The organism is Dankookia sp. P2, from assembly GCF_050632255.1.
Lineage (GTDB): Bacteria > Pseudomonadota > Alphaproteobacteria > Acetobacterales > Acetobacteraceae > Paracraurococcus.
Genome location: NZ_CP192581.1, coordinates 5,986,492 through 6,004,146 on the forward strand (window position 1 = coordinate 5,986,492; position 17,655 = coordinate 6,004,146).

Consider the following 17,655-nt stretch of genomic DNA (forward strand, 5'->3'; position numbering starts at 1 on the left):
CGAGCGGGAGCACGACCGACCATGGCGCATGACAGCTATCTCAGCACCCATATCCTCGACACCGCGCGCGGCCGGCCGGGCGCCGGGGTGACGGTGGAGCTCTGGCGGCTGGAGCCGGACCCGGCGCATGTCACCACCACGGTGACCACGAAGGATGGCCGCAACGCCGACCCGCTGCTGCCCGAGCCGGGCTTCGTCCCCGGCCGCTACGAGCTGCGCTTCCATATCGGCGCCTACTTCGCCGCGGCCGGCCTGGCCAGCGACCCGCCCTACCTGGACGTCGTGCCGGTGCGCGTCCACCTCGCGGCCGGGCAGGGCCACTACCACGTGCCGCTGCTCTGCGCGCCCTACAGCTACACGACCTATCGCGGGTCCTGAGCCGCCGGAGGCAACCGGAACGGGCACCGCGCGTCATCCCGGGGCAGCGGAAAGGGCCCGGCGATGGCACGCATTCTCGTCCTCTATTATTCCATGTACGGCCATGTGGAGACCATGGCAGGCGCCGTGGCCGAGGGTGCCCGCGCCGCCGGCGCCGAGGTGACAATCAAGCGGGTGCAGGAGCTGGTCCCGCGCGAGGTGGCCGAGAAGGCGCATGCGAAGCTGGACCAGGCGGCGCCCGAGGCTTCCCCGCAGGAGCTGGAGCATTATGACGCCATCATCCTCGGCTGCCCGACGCGCTACGGGCGGATGGCGGCGCAGATGGCGCAGTTCTGGGACCAGACCGGCGGGCTCTGGGCGCGCGGGGCGCTGATCGGCAAGGTCGGCAGCGCCTTCAGCAGCACGGCCTCCCAGCATGGTGGGCAGGAGACCACCCTGATGGCCATGCACACCATGATGCTGCACCACGGCATGGTGCTGGTCGGCCTGCCCTACAGCGCGCCCGGGCTGACCGTCCTGGACGAGGTGAGCGGCGGCACCCCCTATGGCGCCACCACCATCGCCGGCGGCAAGGGGAGCGGCAGCCGAGCGCGAACGAGCTGGAGCTGGCGCGCTTCCAGGGACGGCATGTCGCGCAGATCGCGGCGAAGCTGGCCCGGGCCGTGCAGGATGCGGGGGAGGGCGGGTCGCCGCTGTAAGATGAAGGGGCTGGGGGAGAAAGTATACTCCCCGGTCCCTTCATCTATTTTGCCTGGCCAGGCATGGTCTCGCCTGGCGGCGGTCCGATCCGGAAGAAACAACGTGGCGCTTGGGAAGGAGATACTTTCCTCCCCAAGCTTGCCTGCTCAGCGCAGTCCGGCGATCTCCCGCGGTTCGCCGGTCACCTCCAGGATGTGCACCCCGGTATTGGCGCGATCCACGATGTAGACATAGCCGCGCTCATCCGTCTCGACGTTGTTGGTCTGGATCGCCCGCTTGCAGCGCTGCTGGCCGTCCACCGTCACGCAGCGCGGCGCCGTCCGCTCGGTCGTGGCCGGGATGTAGAAGCCGACCTCGCGCGGCCGGTAGGGGTTGCGGATATCCAGTGCCCGGACCCCGGCATTGAACCAGGCGATGAAGGCCAGCTTCCTGTGGAAGACCGGCGCCATGCTCTCGTTCGACGAGTGCGAGCCGAACCGGCCGCCGCGCGCGCAGAAATGGCCCGAGGCCTCCGGCACGGTGAAGTTCGACACCACCATCGGCTGGCTCTCCACCGTGATGTCGGCGAACCAGACCATCTGCCGCGCCTCGTCGCGGCACTCGTTCTTCAGCGCCTCGTCGACGATCATCAGCATGTCGCGCGTCGCGCCCTTGGCGTCCTTGGCGAAGTCGGGGATCGCCATGCCCAGCAGCGGATAGGCGGTATGCGCCCCGACCAGCGGCGACATCACGAGGCGGCCGAGCTCGGGCGCGCGGAGGTTGTCGTCGGTCGGGGCCGCCGGGCCCTCAATCAGCCGCTTCCGGTCGACGATCTGCACGATGCCGCCGGAATTGGTGCCGTAGCCGAAGTAGATCCTATTGCCTTCCGGCCCGGTCGAGATGCCGCCGTGCAGTTCGGTCGGGATGGCGCCGTGCTCGCCATGCTGCTGGCCCGGGGCCTCGCCTTCCTTGATCTGCTGGCCGGGCAGGCCGAAGTCGCGGATGTGCTTCGGATGGGCCGGGTCGTTCAGGTCGAAGACCTGGGTCATGCGGCGGACCCGCCAGGGCGGCTGGTTGCCGGAGACGAGATAGGCGATGCCGGTGTCGCATTCCCACCAGTTCTTGTGGGTGTGCCCGGCCGGGATGCGGGCGAGCAGGCGGGGCTTCGCCGGGTCGGAGACGTCGAAGACCTGGTGCCCGGCATTGCCCTGGGTGCGGAGCATGTAGAAGGCGGCCGGGTCGGCGCCCTTCAGCCCGCGTCCGTCGCAGACCCGGACCATCTGCGCCCCGCCATCCTCGTCCAGCCCCTCCTCGCCCGGGATATGCGCGAGATAGGCGGGCTTCGCCGGGTCGGTGACGTCGAGGATGGAGGTGCCGTTGAACTCCCGCTGCCCGGTGATCGGGTTGAGCGGCTTCGGCTCGGCCGCGGTGCCGCCGTGGTGGCCGACATAGAGAATCCAGCGCTCCCCTGGCGGTGGATCGTCGGCTGGTAGGCGCTGCGGGCCTGCAGGTCGTGCGACCCGAGGAGGCGCATGTTCGCCGCCTCCGGCGCGGATTGGGCCGCGGCGGGGGCGCCGGTGGCGAGCAGGCCGGCCGACAGGAGACTGGCGGCCAGAAAGGCGGGCGGGGCACGTCGCATGGATGATCCTCCTCCGCCTTCCGGCGGTTGGCGCCATGCTAGACCGAACTGGCCCTGGCTGTGCCAGGCCTGCTGCCGAGAGGTTGCTCAAGCCGCGGCTGAGCGGCATTGGTGGCTCCGGGCGGGTTGTCCTGCCTGCGGGTTGTCCCGGGGAACGATACCACAGCATAAAGGTTGGCGCTCCGTCCCCCGGCTGGCCCCGGGCATGCTGCGCGCCTGTGCCTTCGCGCTTGCAAATCCGGGCCAGAGGGGCATGTCCCTGCCCGACACCTCACCGACGACCGAGACCGTTCGGCGGGCGGCGCCAGGCCCCGAAGCAGGGAGCCCAGGCGCCGGGCCCGCTCTCGCCTATGGAGGCCCAAGTGGCGCATACCCCGCTCGAGAAGATCCGCAACATCGGCATCACGGCGCATATCGACGCCGGCAAGACCACGACGACCGAGCGGATCCTGTACTACACCGGCAAGTCCCACCGTATCGGTGAGGTCCATGACGGCAACACCACGACCGACTACATGGCGCAGGAGCGCGAGCGGGGATCACCATCACCTCGGCCGCCGTGACCGCGCGCTGGAACGACTACCAGATCAACATCATCGACACGCCCGGCCACATCGATTTCAACATCGAGGTGAACCGCTCGCTGCGCGTGCTCGACGGCGCCATCTTCATCATCGAGGGCGTGGCCGGCGTGCAGCCGCAGTCCGAGACGAACTGGCGCCTGGCGGACCGCTACAACGTCCCGCGCATCATCTTCGTCAACAAGCTCGACCGCACCGGCGCCGATTTCTACAAGGCCTGCGCGACCCTGACCGAGAAGCTCGGCATCAACTGGGTGACGCTGCAGCTGCCGATCGGCATCGAGGACACGATGAAGGGCCTCGTCGACCTCGTCGAGATGAAGGCGATCATCTGGGAGGGCGACGACCTCGGCGCTTCCTACCATGAGGAGCCGATCCCCGAGGACATGCGCGAGCTGGCGGCCGAATACCGCGCCAAGCTGGTCGAGACCGCGGCGACCGCCCTCGACGAGGCGATGGACGTCTACCTCGAGACCGAGGACCTGCCGACCGACCTGCTGAAGAAGTGCATCAAGAAGGGCACCATCACCGGCGAGTTCCGCCCGGTGCTCTGCGGCACCGCCTTCAAGAACAAGGGCGTGCAGCCGCTGCTGGACGCGGTGATCGACTACCTGCCGAGCCCGACCGAAGTGGCCGGCATCAAGGTCGCGCCGGAAGAGGGCCAGGACGAGACCGTCGAGCGCGAGACGATCGAGGCCGACCCGAACGGCGCCTTCGCCGGCCTCGCCTTCAAGATCATCAACGACAAGTTCGGCAATCTGACCTTCGTCCGGGTCTACCGCGGCACGCTGAAGACCGGTGACACGGTCATCAACACGACCAAGGGGACCAAGGAGCGCATCTCCCGCATGTACCAGATGCATGCGGACAAGCGCGAGGAGATCAACGAGGTCATCGCCGGCGACATCGCCGCCTTCGTCGGGCTGAAGGACACCGGCACGGGCGACACGCTGACGGCGCCGAACCTGCAGGGCTCCAAGTCGAACGAGGTCGTGCTCGAGCGCATGGCCTTCCCGGTCCCGGTCATCGACATCAGCGTCGAGCCGAAGACCAAGGACAGCGTCGAGAAGATGACCCTCGGCCTGCAGAAGCTGGCCGGCGAGGATCCCTCGCTGCGGCTGAAGACCGACCAGGAGACCGGGCAGACCATCCTGTCCGGCATGGGCAAGCTGCACCTTGAGATCATCGTCGACCGGCTGAAGCGCGAATACGGCGTGGACGCCAATATCGGCGCCCCGCAGGTGGCCTACCGCGAGACCATCACCAAGCCGCATACCGAGACCTATACCCACAAGAAGCAGTCGGGCGGCTCGGGCCAGTACGCCGAGGTGAAGATCACCTTCGAGCCGAAGGAGCGGAACACCGGCATCGAGTTCGTCAATGCCGTGGTCGGCGGCGCGGTGCCGAAGGAATACATCCCGGCGGTCGACAAGGGCATCAAGGTGCAGGCCGAGACCGGCGTGCTGGCCGGCTTCCCCACGGTGGACTTCAAGTTCTCCCTGGTCGACGGCAAGTACCACGACGTCGACTCGTCACGGCGCTCGCGTTCGAGATCGCCGGCAAGGCCTGCTTCCGCGAGGGGCATGCGAGAAGGCGGGTCCCGTCATCCTCGAGCCGATCATGGATGTTGAGGTGACGACCCCGCAGGACCATGTCGGCGACGTGGTCGGCGACCTCAACCGCCGCCGCGGCGTGATCCAGTCGCAGGACATGGCCGGCACCTCGGTCATCGTCCGGGCGCATGTGCCGCTGAAGGAGATGTTCGGCTACATCTCCAACCTGCGGGGCATGACCAAGGGCCGCGCCAGCTTCTCGATGCAGTTCCACCACTACGATCCGGTGCCGCGCAACGTGGCGGACGAGATCATGAAGAACAGCGCCTGATCCCGCGGCCGTAGGCCACGGGTTCTGGGAACGGCGCGGGGAGAAATCCCCGCGCCGTTTGCTTTTCCGCCCCGCCGCAGTCTATTCCGGCGGCATGTTCGACTTCTCCGCGCTGCGCATCCTCGTCCTCGGCGACGTCATGCTCGACCGCTTCCTCTACGGCGCGGTGGAACGCATCTCGCCCGAGGCGCCGGTGCCGGTGGTGCGGCTCGGCCGCAGCCTGGCGATGCCCGGCGGCGCCGGCAACGTCGCCCGCAACATCTCCGCGCTCGGCGGCCGGGCGGTGCTGGTCGGGCTGGTCGGGCGCGACGCGGCGGCGGCCGAATTCCGTGCCCTGCTCGCCGCCGACCCGCGCATCGCCGATGCCCTGGTCGAAAGCGCCGGCCGCCCCACCATCTGCAAGATGCGGGTCATCGCCGGCACCCAGCAGGTGGTCCGGCTGGACGACGAGACCGCCGCCCCGGCCGATGCGGCCGAACAGGCGGCGCTCATCGCCGCGGTCGAGGCCGCCCTGCCGGGCTGCGCGGCGCTGGTCCTGTCGGACTATGCCAAGGGCGTGCTGGCCCCGGCCGTGGTCGCCGCCGCCATCGCCGCGGCGCGGGGCCAGGGCATCCCGGTCCTGGCCGACCCGAAGAGCGACGACTTCGCCCTCCACCGCGGTGCCGCATTGCCTGACCCCGAACGCGCGGGAGCTCGGCCGCGCCGCCCGGCTGCCGGTCGGGACGGAGGCCGAGGTGGTCGCCGCGGCCCACAGCGTCATGGCCGCCGCCGGCCTGCCCGCGCTGCTCTGCACCCGGGCGGAGAAGGGCATGACCCTGGTCCGCGCCGCGGGCGGGGTGGACAGCGTCCCGGCCGAGGCGCGCGAGGTCTTCGACGTCTCCGGCGCGGGCGACACCGTCATCGCCGCCCTCGCGCTCGCCCATGCCGGCGGCCATCCCTGCCGGAGGCGATGCGGATCGCCAATGCCGCCGCCGGGATCGTCGTCGGCAAGCTCGGCACCGCGACGGTCACGGCGGATGAGCTGGCGCATGCGCTCCGCGCCGGCAGCGGCTCGACGCCCGGGGAGGAGGCGCTGCTGGACCATGCGGCGGCGGCCGGGCTCATGCGCGACTGGCAGGCGCATGGGCTGCGGGTCGGCTTCACCAATGGCTGCTTCGACATCCTCCATGCCGGCCATGTGTCGCTGCTGCGGGCGGCGCGGCGGCGCTGCGACCGGCTGGTGGTGGCGCTGAACACCGATGCCAGCGTGGCCCGGCTGAAGGGGCCGACCCGGCCGATCAACGGCCTGGCCGACCGCGCCGCGGTGATCTCGGCGCTGGCCGCGGTGGATGCCGTGGTCGCCTTCGACGAGCCGACGCCGCGCGAGCTGATCCGCCTGCTGCGGCCCGACGTGCTGGTGAAGGGCGCCGATTACACGATCGAGACCGTGGTCGGGGCCGACATCGTCCAGGCCGCGGGCGGGGACGTGGTGCTGATCGACCTGGTTCCGGGCCGCTCGACCACGGGCCTCGTCGCCCGCATGGCCGGGCATCGGCCGAGCGAAGGATGAAGCTTTTTCGCGCGGGGTCAGGCAGTCTCAACCCATAGGTTGATCGGCATCCCAGGATCGCGGCATCGCTGTAGACCGGGAGAGGGGAGGATCGACATGGAGGCCGCGGTCGCCCGGGGTGGCAGGAAGGACCGCACGTTGCTGGCCGTGGCGCTCTGCGCCTTCCTGCCGCTCGTCGCGCTGGCCGTCTTCGCCATGCTCGAGGCATCCCGGGCCTACCACGCGGCGGACGAGGCGCGGCTGCGCGGCACCACCAGGGCGGTTGCCGCCGCGGTCGATGCCCAGCTTCGCCAGCTATGCCTCCGCCGCCCGGGCACTGTCCTACGGGCCGATGCTCGACAGCGGCGGCGACCTTGCCCGCTTCACCCTCAATGCCCGGCCGATCGGCCGGGAATTCGGCGGCTGGTTCGTCGTCATCGGACCCGGGCCCGACTACGGATTCCAGGCCATCACCCTGCCCGACGTGCCCTGCATGCCGGCCTGGCTGCGCGACCCCCAGCTTGACCCGGCCCTGGCCAGGCCGCTCGCGGGGTCTTCGAGCGCGGGGAGTCCGCGATCTCCGATCTCTTCACCGGGCCGGCGATCGGCCTGCCGCTGCTCTGGGCGCTGGCACCGGTGCGGCGGGAGGGGCGGGTGATCCGCGCCGTCGCCATGGCCTTCGAGCCATCCCGGCTGCATGCGCTGCTGACGCGGCAGGACCTGCCGGTCGGCAGCTTCGTCGCCATTGCGGATGGCAACCGCCGCATCGTCGCGACCTCCGTCAGCGATAATGCCATGCTGGTCGGCGCGCCGATCCCGGCGACCGCCGCCAAGGGGAGGCGGGGCGCGCCAGTGGCGTCTTCCAGGCCCGCAACCTGCGTGGCGAGCCGACCACTTTCGCCTTCGAGCGGCTGCAGATCGCCCCGGGCTGGTCGGTGGTGGTAGCCAGCCCGCGTGCGGCGCAGCTGATCTCCGCCAGGCGGGTCATTGGCTGGACCCTTGCCGGCGCCTTCGCGCTGCTGCTCGGCCTGGCCGCGGTGGGCTGGGCCGCCTGGCGGCAGACCACGCGGGCGAGGCGGAACGAGTGCAGCCGCGCTGCGGGCCGGACGGGCGGAGATCGAGCGCCTGCTGCGCAACCTGCCCGCCGTCGTCTTCCTCCGCTCGGTCGCGGCGGACGGCGAATCGCGGCTGCTCTATCGCGGCGGGGACACCGCGGCGGTCTTCGGCTGGCCCGCCGAGCGCATCGCCGCCAGCCCCGACATGACCGAACTGGCGGCGCCGGGCACCACGCCGCTGGTCCCCTTCCTGCGCCGGGTGGTGGCCGAGGGCAGCGCCTCCTCGGAATGGCGGCTGCGCCAGCCGGATGGCAGCTGGCGCTGGATGCGGACCACCGCGCGGGTGCTGTCGCACCGGCCGGAGGGCGGGGCCGAGGTGGTGGGCTGCATCCTCGACATCCATGTCGAGCGCGCCGCGGCGGCGCGCGCCGCCGCCTCCGGCCGGCTGACGGCGCTGGGCGAGATGGCGGCCGGCCTGGCGCATGAGCTGAAGCAGCCGCTCGCCATCATCTCCCTCGCGGCGGAGAACGCCGCCCGGGCGCTGCGGGCCGAAAACCAAGCGGCGCGCTCGGCCGGCTCGACCGGATTGCCGCCCAGGCGGCCCGGGCGGGGAGCTGATCGAGCACCTGCGCCGCTTCGCCCGCGGCGCCGAGGCGGGGGAGATGCCGGGTCCGATGCCGCTGCGCCGGGCGCTGGACGGCGCGCTGGCGCTGGTCGGCGCCTGCTGCGCGATGCGCATGTGACGCTCGAGGTCGCGCTCGGGCCGCCGCCGGGGCCGCTGGTGATGGCCCAGCTGGTGCCGCTGGAGCAGGTGCTGGCCAACCTGATCGGCAATGCGCGGGATGCCTTCGCCGACCATCCACCGGGGGCGCCCCGCCGGCTGCGCATCACCGCCGACCAGGCGGCGGGGCGGGTGCGGATCACCCTGGCGGATACCGCGGGCGGCATTCCCCAGGCGGTGCTGGACCGGCTGTTCGAGCCCTTCGTCACCACCAAGGATGCCGAGAGGGGCACCGGGCTCGGCCTGTCCATCTGCCATGGGCTGGTGCGCGGCATGGGCGGGACGATCGAGGCGCGCAATGACGCGGACGGGGCGGTCTTCACCATCACCCTGGCCGCTGCACCCGACCCGACGGAGGCGCCGGCCGAGGCCGGGTCGTTGCGGCTCAGCGCCTCGAGAATGTGGGTGCCGAGCATCTCCAGCACCACCGCGCCGTCGGCCGTGCGCCGGCCGGTATAGAGCACCTTCACCACGCCGCGGTCGGGCTTGCTGCGGGACGGGGTCAGCGCCTCGATCCGCGCGCTCACCGCGATTTCGTCGCCTGGCCGCACCGGGGCCGGCCAGCGCACCAGCTGGTCCGCCCCGCCCATCGAGACCTGCGCCACCCAGCCGCTGCGGATGATGTGGCCGAAGCAGGCGGCCTGGGTGTGCAGCCCGCTGGCGATGAGGCCGCGGAAGGGCCGCGCGGCGGCGGCCTCCGGGTCGATGTGGAAGGGCTGCGGGTCCCAGCGCCGGGCGAAGTCGAGGATCTCCTCCAGCTCCATCCGGATGCTGCCGAAGTGGAATTCCTGGCCGACCGAGAGCTTGTCGAAGGAGGCGAGGGGGTGATCATGCGGGGGGCCTCGATGCGCGTCGAAAGGAACAAGGCCGGGGAGAAGGCATTCTCCCCGGACCCCTCATCTGTTTTTGCGAGTCTGGCATCCGCTGCGCGACGGGAGCCAGACTCACGAGAGGGAAGGGTGGGGCTTGGGAAGGAAATACTTTTCCCTCCCCGATCTTCCTCTTCTGGCCAGCGACTGCATGTCCCCGCCGACCGCCAGCGACCGCCCGCTGATGGTCGCGCCGAAGGCCGAGCAGAGATAGAGCGCCATGTTGGCGATGTCCTCCGGCGTCACGTAGCAGCGCAGCGGGACCAGCTTCAACGCCTCCGCCTCCCGCTCGGCAAAGCTGCGGCCATCCGCCTGCGCCTTGGCCTCCACCACCCGGCCTGGTCGCCGGCGACCAGGCCGGGCAGGATCGCGTTGACCCGGATGCCCTCCGGCCCCAGCTCGATCGCCAGCGACCTGGTGAAGCCGATGATGCCTCATTTCGCCGCGGCATGGGGGCTGCGGAGCGGAAAGCCGAAGCGCCCGGCGGCGGAGGAGAGAGTGACGATGGACCCGCCCCCGCGGCGCGCGGGGCCGGCACCGCCCGGCGCGGGCAGTGGAACATCGCTTCCAGGGCGATCTTCGGCGTGCGGGTCAGCGCCTCCGGCGTCACCTCCTCGACCCGCGCGGTCGGGCCGGCGATGCCGGCATTGTTCACCGGCACGTCGAGACCCCCGAGATGCGCGACGGCGGCATCGGCGAAGCCCTCGCAGCCCTCGACCGTCTCCATGTCGGCGAGCATCGCGGGGTGCGGGCAGGCGGCCCGCTACTCGCGGTCGATATCGCGGAGGAAGACCCGGGCGCCGCAGCCGACGAACCGGTCCGCCAGGGCGCGGCCGATGCCGCCCGCCCCGGCGCTGACCGCCACCCGCGACCCGTCCAGCCGCACCGTCAGCGGCGCCCGATTGGCCTGCGTCGACCCCAGCCTCCCCGGTTCGCCGCGATGGTCGGGCGGCGGCGCGGCGGGCGCAAGCCGGGCCTCGCCGAAGCTTGGCCGCCGCCGCGCCGCGGGACGTGCTATACGGGGCCGCAACGAATGTCCGGAAGGATTGCCATGACCGGCACCGAGATCGTCCTCCTCGTCCTGCTGCTGCTCGCCGTCCTCGCGGTGTCGAAGGGCATCCGCACCGTGCCGCAGGGGGAGGTCTGGACGGTCGAGCGCTTCGGCGCCTTCACCCGGTTGCTCCAGCCCGGATTGAACCTGGTGATCCCCTTCATCGACCAGGTCGGGCGGAAGCTGAACGTGCAGGAGGTCGTTCTCGACATCCCCGAGCAGTCGGTCATCACCCGCGACAATGCCTCGGTCCTGGTCGACGGCATCGTCTATTACCGGGTGATGGACCCGGCCAAGGCGGCCTATGCGGTGCAGCGGATGGAACAGGCGCTGACCGCCCTGGCGATGACCAATATCCGCGCGGTGATCGGCGACTCCCTCCGGTTTGAACCTTGTTGCGCCGCACGACCGTACCGGGCTTAAATGCGCAACGGCAGTCCCTGGAATATCCGGTTTTGCTGTTGCGCCTATCGCAAAGCGACGTGCTCATAGTAGAAAATGTTCTAATCAACGAACGATTGAGCGCGGCAAACGCGAGGGGCATGCGGTAGGCGCTTGGTACCCTCGCCCGAGGTCAGGGACGGGTGGTCATCAGCGATAGAAGGCTCGCTTCCGCCGCTCGCGCGTGCAGGTGCACGTAGACGAATTCGGGTGGCGCTGGAGCCGGCGAAACATCCGGCACGCCAGCTTCGATCGCCTGCTGGGCGGCTTGGCGGAGTTGCCGCACCGCGCCTACCGCGATTTCGTGCCCGGCAGCGTCGCCGGAACGGCCTGACCCGCTGCCGGGCGCGGCCCGCATCGGAGCGTCACCAGGGCGGCAATAGATTTTCAGCCTGTTCGTTCTTTTTTCAGGAGATCGAGAGTCGTTGGGAGCATGCCCTGGAAAGATCCATGCCGAGCGCCGTGAACAAGGAAAGCGTCAACGACCGAGCAAAACTTCTCATGCACCGCCTGATCGCGCGCCGCCTCGCGCAGGACCCGGCGTTGGTCGAGCAGGCGCGTGGCCTCGTGCGGCGACGGTTGGCCGAGGGGGCGGCGCTGGATTGCGCTGCAGAGTGGGACCGCCTTCTCGGCCGCGGCCCGGCGGACGTCAGGCGGGCCATCGTAAGTCGGAACGCCAAGATGACGCGTTTCCGGCTCTCCTCGCCGCTCCCCTCCCTAGTGGGGTTCCAAGACGAGGCGCTGCGGCGGCGTATCTGGCGCAAGGCCAAGCTGACCCTGGCCGGTCCAGTCGAAACTATGTCTCTGATCTAGGCCGATTTTTCCCGCAAATCGGCAAAGTTGGAGAAATGCGGGAAAAACGCTTAAAGAACAGCGGGTTATGATTCCGGTGGATCCTGACATCCTTGGTGGATCAGAGGCGGTGATAGCAGGCACCAGGGTTCCAGCCCGAGACATCGCCCACGCCGCCAACGCCGGCGTCCCCCTGGAGGACGTCCTGCGCAGTTACCCCAGCATCACGGCCGAGCAGGTTGCCGAAGCGGTCGCCTGGGACCGGGACAACCCGCCGTAGGCGAAGCCGCCCCGACCTCTGTCCGAACGGATCCCACCAGGCGCACGGGTCATCGTGGCCGGCGTGGCTGGCCGCCCCACGGTGCCCAACGCGCTTGATCTCAAGGCCAGGATCGAACAGGAGCGGAGAGCGATGGCCGGCCTCTGGGCAGTGGCGTCACAAGCGGCTGCGGAGCAGCACGGGGCGCCTGGCGACGAGTACGATCTCACGGCTGACGACCCGTAATCTGGAGGGGGTAAATCGTGTGCGGACCCTGGGGCCAGGGCTGCGACTTGGATTTTTGGCCCCCCGCGTTCTGCTGTCGGCCGCGAGGCCCTCCTGGGAAGGGGTCGCAGGGTTACGTATATAGTTGCTTAGGTGTCTAAGTCTTACCAACTGACTGAGATATCCGGTATAAGGTTCGATAATAGACAGCTATGGTATTTTAGCTTTGCTACCGGTAGCTGAAGGGGTATACGGTTCTCAACTGCGCGAGGCTGGTGATAGACGATTAGAAGCGAGCGAAAGGGCGTCTTCGTCTCAGGACATTTATGTTGTTAAATCGTATCTAGGCGAATAATCGGACTTCCAAATTTACCTTACAGCTGAGATGGCAGGGACTTCGTTCAAGATGGATGGGAAGACCAATAGTAGCGCAGGCAGTCCCAAAGTTGGCTTTGCTGCCCTCATGACCGCCAAAACGGTCGCCGAACATGCCTTCGACCTGCAGGTCGGCCTGCAAGGTGCGGACGTGCCCGAATACGACGCTGCAACAGCGGTAGGGAACGCCGCTGTCCTCGCGGTTAATCTCCGCGGACTGGGCGAAGTGCAGTACCAGACCCTAAGACTGGTCGCGGCGCGTCACTTCCATGTCCGCTCAGATGTGCTCGATGGCGTGCTGCGGATCCTCGCCGACTTGGAACTCGTGAAACTCGTCACCCGGGGCGCCACTATCAACACCGTAATCCCCGACGTCCCCCACTTCGAGGACATATACGAGCGTGTTGGCGCCTACGTTGCCGCGCGGCCTTTGAACGAGCTTGAGCAGCTGACGGTAGCCCTGCTGCATCATCTGCATCAGCACCCAATGAACCGAGATGCACTCCGCGCCAAGCTCGGCGCCGACAAAGCTGCCTTCGACTCCTGCTTAGAGATCGGAGTTCAGGCAGGTGTCATGCTCGACCAGCGCGCGCGTGGTCGCGATATCGTCGCTAGCCCTCTCTATTTCGACAACCTGGACGCGCTGATTGATGTGGCGGCGCGTGGTGATACGCCGCACCTCAAACGGCTGCTCGGCCTCGTTAAGCAGCACCAAGGTATGCCGCTGTCGACGATCTTGTCGCAGCATAGGATTGCCGAGACCTCGATCTCCGCCGACGAGGCGGCGTTGCTACAGGCGCTTGCGAGCGAGGGTATCATCAAACCACCTTCTATCATCCGGCCAAACAGCATGGAGGAGCGCTTCGTCTTCACGCCGTCTCCGGGCCGGGTAAGGATGTCTGCGGCCAACCGGGAGATCTACGAGAAGGGAATGGCGCTCGCCGCGGCGGTCCGGAAGGGGCAGTTACTACCGGAGCAGGTCAGGATTCGGTCTCCACAGGCCCTGCTCTCAGCGCTGGAGGACAGAAAGTGGATCAATGCTAGTTCTGAGGCGGCGTACCAGTACAAAAATCTTGCCGTCCTCGGCGTTGGACGACTCGTTAGCACTGGGGGTGACTTCCACCGATTCCATCTCATCGATGTTCCGGAGAATCTCCAGGCTGTCAGAATCGCCAGGATTCTACTGGTCGGCGAGCAGCCAATGAACCTGGAACAGGACAAAGAGGCACGGCTGCTGTTGGGCCAAGACGAGGCCTACGTGAGGTCGCAGATCTCTGCGGCTAGCCTTCGTAAGCCTACGCCCGTCCCCATGTCGAAGCGCGCTGAGGCGGAGATGAAGCAACTCTGGCTGCAGCTGCCATGATCAAGGACCGCGAGCAAAAACGAATGGCCGCAAGATTCTGCGCGGCACAGGGCTTGGTTCCATTCCTTGAGGTGGTGGTGCGCTCGCCGGCAAGCCTCGACGAGAGCCCGATGAATATCACCGACATCGACGTTGTGGGTCTCGAGCTGTCGCGTGCGGGTACCACGTCGCGCACGCTGTTCGATTGCAAAACTGGCGGCCCCAAGTTGACTCCCATTAACCGCGCTCTGTGGGCGGGTGGCCTCAAATTGTTGGTGGGTGCGGAACGTGCCTTCGTCATCCAACAGCGGGAGACGCCGCACAGTCACAAGCTCGCGGCCAGCCGCATGGGCATCCTATTGCACACGGAGAAGACGTTCGACCTGTATGCCGCGAGCTTAGCAGCCGACTATGTGTCTGGGGCGACGTATCTGGAGAACCCCGAAACGTGGGACGAACTGTTCGCCATGGCGGGAGTAGGGCCGCTGGAGAACCTCGTCTCGTTCTCTTGTACACAGGCGGCGCTTGAGAAGTCGGGCGGTCGGGGGCTGCGTCATGGGCTGGCGGCCTTCCTAAAGGCTGCACCCGAACTCGATCCAGCAAAGCCGAGGCACCGTCTTCTCTTCGGCAGTGGCTTGTCTGCTTATCTCGTTTTTCTCGCCAGAGCGGTCGGAGAACTCAAGGATGTTCTAGCCCTACCAATGGAGCGTGAGCCGTTCGAGAAGACGCTCCGCTACTTCATCTGGGAAGGCCGGGAAAATTACGAGATTAGAAGGCAGATGCGGGCGGCCCTTGAGCGCGCGCGGGGTGTCGAGGACAGCAGTGATCTCCTTCCAGAATGGGGCCGGCTTATCAACCTAATGAGGAGTCTACTCGACGCACCGGATGCGCTGAGTGCACTGCCGCTCCTTGCTAAAGAAATGGCATTCAGGTTAGCCCAAGCCCCCTTGCCGCTTGCGGATGTACGACTGCAGCGCATGTTCCGACAGAACCCGCGGGCTCGCCAGTTCATCTTTGCCGTCACCGCATATCTTGTGAATGCCGCCGGGCTGCCGAAGGATTTCGCTTCGGCCGTAGAAAGAGATGTCAACATGCTGCTGGAGGCGGAGGCGATAGAGCAACCTCAGAGCGGCAATCCAGAGTCGTCATCCTCGAATGAACACACCGATTCACTTCTGCAGTTACTGGGGAAGGGAGGTGCGTGAGCGAACGTCAGAACCCGCCGTCTGCTCCTATGGCTTCTGCTGACCTCGAAGCGGTGACGGCTACCGCTCTCTCGCCGGCGGCCCGCGAGGCCATGGAGGAGGCGCTCGGGTACGCCCGCGGGGCCCTGTCGGACAATACTCGCCTCGCCTATGCCTCGGACTGGCAGGATTTCGCCGCTTGGTGCATCACGACTGGCCTTGCTGCCCTGCCGGCGACGCCGGAGACGGTCGCCGGGTATCTGGCCGCTCTGGCGCGAACCCATGCCGTCGCCACTCTACGCCGTCGGTTGGTGTCGATCGCCAAGGCGCACCGCGTGGCCGGGCACACCGGATTCTGGCCAGCTCATCCAATCATCGGTGAAACCCTGCGCGGCATCACGCGCAGTCGAGGCCGCCCGCAGCGTCGCGCCGCGGCACTCACGACGCCGGAAATCCGACGCTTGGTGGCGACCTGCGGCTCGGATCTGGCCGGGCTCCGCGATCGCGCTCTCATCCTGCTCGGCTACGCCGCGGCCCTGCGTCGCGCCGAGCTGGTCGCGGTCGACGTCGAGCACCTCAGGTTCGACGCGCAGGGCCTGCGGCTGCACATCCCCAAGAGCAAAGGCGACCAAGCGGGGGAAGGTGAGGATCTCGGCATTCCCCGGGGCCAACGCCGAGAAACTTGTCCCGTTCGAACTCTCGAAGCCTGGATGGTGGCCTCTGATACGAAGTACGGGCCGATCTTCCGCAAGGTGAACAGGTGGGGCGGGCTGGAGCCTGGCCGCCTGCACCCGAGCGGTGTGCGACAGATCCTTCTTCGGCGGGCCGAGCAGGCCGGCATCGAAGGCACCGCGCTCGAGCCCATCAGCTCGCATGGCCTACGAGCAGGGTTCGTCACGCAGGCCTACAATGCCGGGCTTCGCGATGAGGAAATTATGCAGCACAGCCGGCACCGCGACCTTCGGACGATGCGCAGGTATGTGCGACGGGCGAAGTTGCTCGAGGACAGCCCCGCGAAGCGCCTCGACTTGTAGGTCAATGCAAGTTTGGGGATCTTGACCTCTCGACACCGCAGGGGCGGATGGCGGCGAGCCGTGCGATGTTTAGAGCCATGGCGACATTCACTCCTTAAGTCCGCCGCGTCCGGTCGGCGCCGGGTCCGGTGCCGCGAACGCGGCTCCCGAGATGACGCGTAAGGGCAGCACGCTTTACAGGTCGTTCCGTGCTCAGGGACGGTCAGGCTTGATGCTCGCCAAGGGGCGTCACCGGCGGGCGAGCGCCTGCGCCGACGACGGCGGCGCCGTCGCGTCCGGTCGCGTGCGGGCGCGGCAGCCGCACGGTGGCCACTAACCCGCCTCCGGGACGATTGACCAAGGCCACGCTGCCACCGTGGGCGGTCACCACCTGGCGTGCGATGGCGAGGCCAAGCCCCGTGCCGCCGGTGACCCCGTTGCGTGAGGCGTCGAGGCGGTGAAATGGCTCGAACACCGCCTCGAGCGCCGCTTCCGGAATGCCGGGGCCATTGTCCTCGACCCGCACGGTGACGACCCCCGGCCTCTCCTCGAGGGTGACGCGTGCCCCGCCCCCGTGCTTGACCGCGTTGTCCACGAGGTTCGCCAGGGCGCGCTTGATGGCGACCGGCCGCAGCTGCATCGGGAGCCGGTCGGGCCCAGTGTAGGTCGCCGTGGCGCCACGGTCGGAGGCGTCGTCCACAAGCGTGGCCAGTATGGCTGCGAGGTCGGCTTGGCGCGGCTTCTCGCTCTCGGTCTCGCCGCGCAGGTAGGCGAGGGTCGATCTCGACCATCCCCTCCATCTCGTCGAGGTCGCCGTCGATGGCTCGCTGCGCCTCGATGTCGTCGAGGAAGCCCGCGCGCAGCCGCAGCCGCTGGATGGGGGTGCGCAGGTCGTGACTGACGGCAGCGAGCGCCTGCGTGCGGTCGGCGACCAGACGGTGGATCCTTGCCTGCATAGCGTTGAAGGTCCGCGCGGCCTCCTGGACTTCGCGCGGTCCACTCTCCGTCAGCGGCACCGGCGAGGCACCCTTACCGAAGCTCTCCGCCGCTCTGGCGAGGTGCCGCAACGGCTGAGTGATCCAACGCACGACCAGCAGGGAAACCAGCACGATGCCGAGCGCCATGGCGCTGAGCGAGGGAAGCGAGGTGTGGGTCGGTACTGGCGCGAGATCCGGCGCCTCGGTGGCGAAGGAAACCCAGCTTGCGTCTGCAAGGCGCATGGTGCCGCGGAGGCGTCTCGAGCCGTCGTCCTTGGGGGCGAGGCCGAGCCGGAGGCGAAGGTTCGCTAACTCGGGCACGCGCCGTAGCAGCCGGTCGCGGAGCGTCGCCGAGGCCGTGTTGTCTGCAGCTTCCGTTGGGGCAGAGCGGCCCCAGGTAGCCTCGAAGGCAGGCGTCGAGAGGGCTCGTGCGGCGGCCTCCCGCACGTCCTCGGGCAGGGTGCCCATGACCCGCGCCGCCATGGCCGCGTGGTCCGCCAAATGAGTCTCGCGTCCTTCCTCAACCGCGCCGCGCACGTCACGCTCGAGGAGCCAGACGCTCCCAAGATGGAAGACCAAGAGCCCGGCGAGGAGGGCGAGGGT

Annotated in this window: 16 protein-coding genes and 6 pseudogenes; 14 read left to right on the plus strand and 8 right to left on the minus strand. The window is 68.3% G+C overall.

All coding sequences use genetic code 11. The annotated features are described in order from the left end of the window. Nucleotides 1-21 precede the first annotated feature (21 nt). Both uraH and wrbA read left to right on the plus strand, forming a co-directional pair. Entirely contained in the window at nucleotides 22-378 is a 357-nt protein-coding gene (gene uraH, locus ACQ86J_RS35615) for a hydroxyisourate hydrolase (protein ID WP_431269208.1), read from the plus strand. A 63-nt stretch (nucleotides 379-441) separates the two neighbouring features. Next, nucleotides 442-1,076: pseudogene (gene wrbA, locus ACQ86J_RS35620) on the plus strand (NAD(P)H:quinone oxidoreductase). A 147-nt stretch (nucleotides 1,077-1,223) separates the two neighbouring features. On the opposite strand, the gene ACQ86J_RS35625 reads toward wrbA, so the two are convergent. Beyond that, complete coding sequence (locus ACQ86J_RS35625) at nucleotides 1,224-2,732, minus strand: LVIVD repeat-containing protein (protein ID WP_431269209.1); 1,509 nt, start codon at nucleotides 2,730-2,732, stop codon at nucleotides 1,224-1,226. Nucleotides 2,733-3,045: 313 nt separating this feature from the next. On the opposite strand from ACQ86J_RS35625, the pseudogene fusA reads away from it, so the two are divergent. From fusA to ACQ86J_RS35650, 5 genes and pseudogenes are all read left to right on the plus strand, one after another. Further along, a pseudogene (gene fusA / locus ACQ86J_RS35630) lies at nucleotides 3,046-5,160 on the plus strand (elongation factor G). Between the two features lie 94 nt (nucleotides 5,161-5,254). Beyond that, nucleotides 5,255-6,709 (plus strand): annotated as a pseudogene (rfaE1, locus tag ACQ86J_RS35635) (D-glycero-beta-D-manno-heptose-7-phosphate kinase). Between the two features lie 277 nt (nucleotides 6,710-6,986). Then, the gene (locus ACQ86J_RS35640) at nucleotides 6,987-7,346 is read left to right on the plus strand and encodes a hypothetical protein (protein ID WP_431269210.1); all 360 of its coding nucleotides are present in this window, start codon (nucleotides 6,987-6,989) and stop codon (nucleotides 7,344-7,346) included. Continuing rightward, nucleotides 7,343-7,633, plus strand: a complete 291-nt coding sequence (locus ACQ86J_RS35645) for a hypothetical protein (protein ID WP_431269211.1) — start codon at nucleotides 7,343-7,345, stop codon at nucleotides 7,631-7,633. The genes ACQ86J_RS35640 and ACQ86J_RS35645 overlap by 4 nt, the downstream gene beginning before the upstream one ends. A 54-nt stretch (nucleotides 7,634-7,687) precedes the next feature. Next, on the plus strand, nucleotides 7,688-8,983 hold the full coding sequence (locus ACQ86J_RS35650; RefSeq protein ID WP_431269212.1) for an ATP-binding protein: 1,296 nt from the start codon (nucleotides 7,688-7,690) through the stop codon (nucleotides 8,981-8,983). 20 nt (nucleotides 8,984-9,003) lie between these two features. Here ACQ86J_RS35650 and ACQ86J_RS35655 read toward each other — a convergent pair. The 5 genes and pseudogenes from ACQ86J_RS35655 to ACQ86J_RS35675 all read right to left on the minus strand — a co-directional run. Continuing rightward, nucleotides 9,004-9,288 (minus strand): annotated as a pseudogene (locus ACQ86J_RS35655) (MaoC/PaaZ C-terminal domain-containing protein); the annotation flags it as partial. A 180-nt stretch (nucleotides 9,289-9,468) separates the two neighbouring features. Further along, entirely contained in the window at nucleotides 9,469-9,726 is a 258-nt protein-coding gene (locus ACQ86J_RS35660; RefSeq protein WP_431272780.1) for an SDR family oxidoreductase, read from the minus strand. After that, a complete protein-coding gene (locus ACQ86J_RS35665) occupies nucleotides 9,663-9,824 on the minus strand; it encodes an SDR family oxidoreductase (protein WP_431272650.1) in 162 nt (53 codons plus the stop codon). The genes ACQ86J_RS35660 and ACQ86J_RS35665 overlap by 64 nt, the downstream gene beginning before the upstream one ends. Nucleotides 9,825-9,967: 143 nt before the next feature. Continuing rightward, a pseudogene (locus ACQ86J_RS35670) lies at nucleotides 9,968-10,132 on the minus strand (hypothetical protein); the annotation flags it as partial. A 24-nt stretch (nucleotides 10,133-10,156) separates the two neighbouring features. Continuing rightward, entirely contained in the window at nucleotides 10,157-10,423 is a 267-nt protein-coding gene (locus ACQ86J_RS35675; protein WP_431269213.1) for a hypothetical protein, read from the minus strand. Nucleotides 10,424-10,444: 21 nt separating this feature from the next. Between ACQ86J_RS35675 and ACQ86J_RS35680 the strand changes: the two genes are divergently transcribed. The 7 genes from ACQ86J_RS35680 (at nucleotide 10,445) to ACQ86J_RS35710 (ending at nucleotide 16,096) form a co-directional block, all read left to right on the plus strand. Continuing rightward, complete coding sequence (locus tag ACQ86J_RS35680) at nucleotides 10,445-10,867, plus strand: SPFH domain-containing protein (protein ID WP_431269214.1); 423 nt, start codon at nucleotides 10,445-10,447, stop codon at nucleotides 10,865-10,867. Nucleotides 10,868-11,069: 202 nt separating this feature from the next. Continuing rightward, nucleotides 11,070-11,219, plus strand: a complete 150-nt coding sequence (locus tag ACQ86J_RS35685; RefSeq protein WP_431269215.1) for a hypothetical protein — start codon at nucleotides 11,070-11,072, stop codon at nucleotides 11,217-11,219. Between the two features lie 116 nt (nucleotides 11,220-11,335). Continuing rightward, complete coding sequence (locus ACQ86J_RS35690) at nucleotides 11,336-11,698, plus strand: hypothetical protein (RefSeq protein ID WP_431269216.1); 363 nt, start codon at nucleotides 11,336-11,338, stop codon at nucleotides 11,696-11,698. Between the two features lie 67 nt (nucleotides 11,699-11,765). Further along, nucleotides 11,766-11,957 carry a DUF433 domain-containing protein gene (locus ACQ86J_RS35695; RefSeq protein WP_431269217.1) on the plus strand — a complete coding sequence of 64 codons (192 nt, stop codon included), beginning with the start codon at nucleotides 11,766-11,768 and terminating at the stop codon, nucleotides 11,955-11,957. Nucleotides 11,958-12,567: 610 nt separating this feature from the next. Beyond that, on the plus strand, nucleotides 12,568-13,899 hold the full coding sequence (locus ACQ86J_RS35700; RefSeq protein WP_431269218.1) for a hypothetical protein: 1,332 nt from the start codon (nucleotides 12,568-12,570) through the stop codon (nucleotides 13,897-13,899). Beyond that, a complete protein-coding gene (locus tag ACQ86J_RS35705) occupies nucleotides 13,896-15,083 on the plus strand; it encodes a hypothetical protein (RefSeq protein WP_431269219.1) in 1,188 nt (395 codons plus the stop codon). The genes ACQ86J_RS35700 and ACQ86J_RS35705 overlap by 4 nt, the downstream gene beginning before the upstream one ends. A 92-nt stretch (nucleotides 15,084-15,175) precedes the next feature. Beyond that, the gene (locus ACQ86J_RS35710) at nucleotides 15,176-16,096 is read left to right on the plus strand and encodes a site-specific integrase (protein ID WP_431269220.1); all 921 of its coding nucleotides are present in this window, start codon (nucleotides 15,176-15,178) and stop codon (nucleotides 16,094-16,096) included. A 202-nt stretch (nucleotides 16,097-16,298) separates the two neighbouring features. Here the strand turns inward: ACQ86J_RS35710 and ACQ86J_RS35715 are convergent, their stop codons facing one another. Both ACQ86J_RS35715 and ACQ86J_RS35720 read right to left on the minus strand, forming a co-directional pair. Further along, nucleotides 16,299-16,715 (minus strand): sensor histidine kinase, encoded by a 417-nt coding sequence (locus tag ACQ86J_RS35715; protein WP_431269221.1) that lies wholly within the window; start codon nucleotides 16,713-16,715, stop codon nucleotides 16,299-16,301. A 358-nt stretch (nucleotides 16,716-17,073) separates the two neighbouring features. Next, nucleotides 17,074-17,535, minus strand: a pseudogene (locus tag ACQ86J_RS35720) (hypothetical protein); the annotation flags it as partial. Nucleotides 17,536-17,655 lie beyond the last annotated feature (120 nt).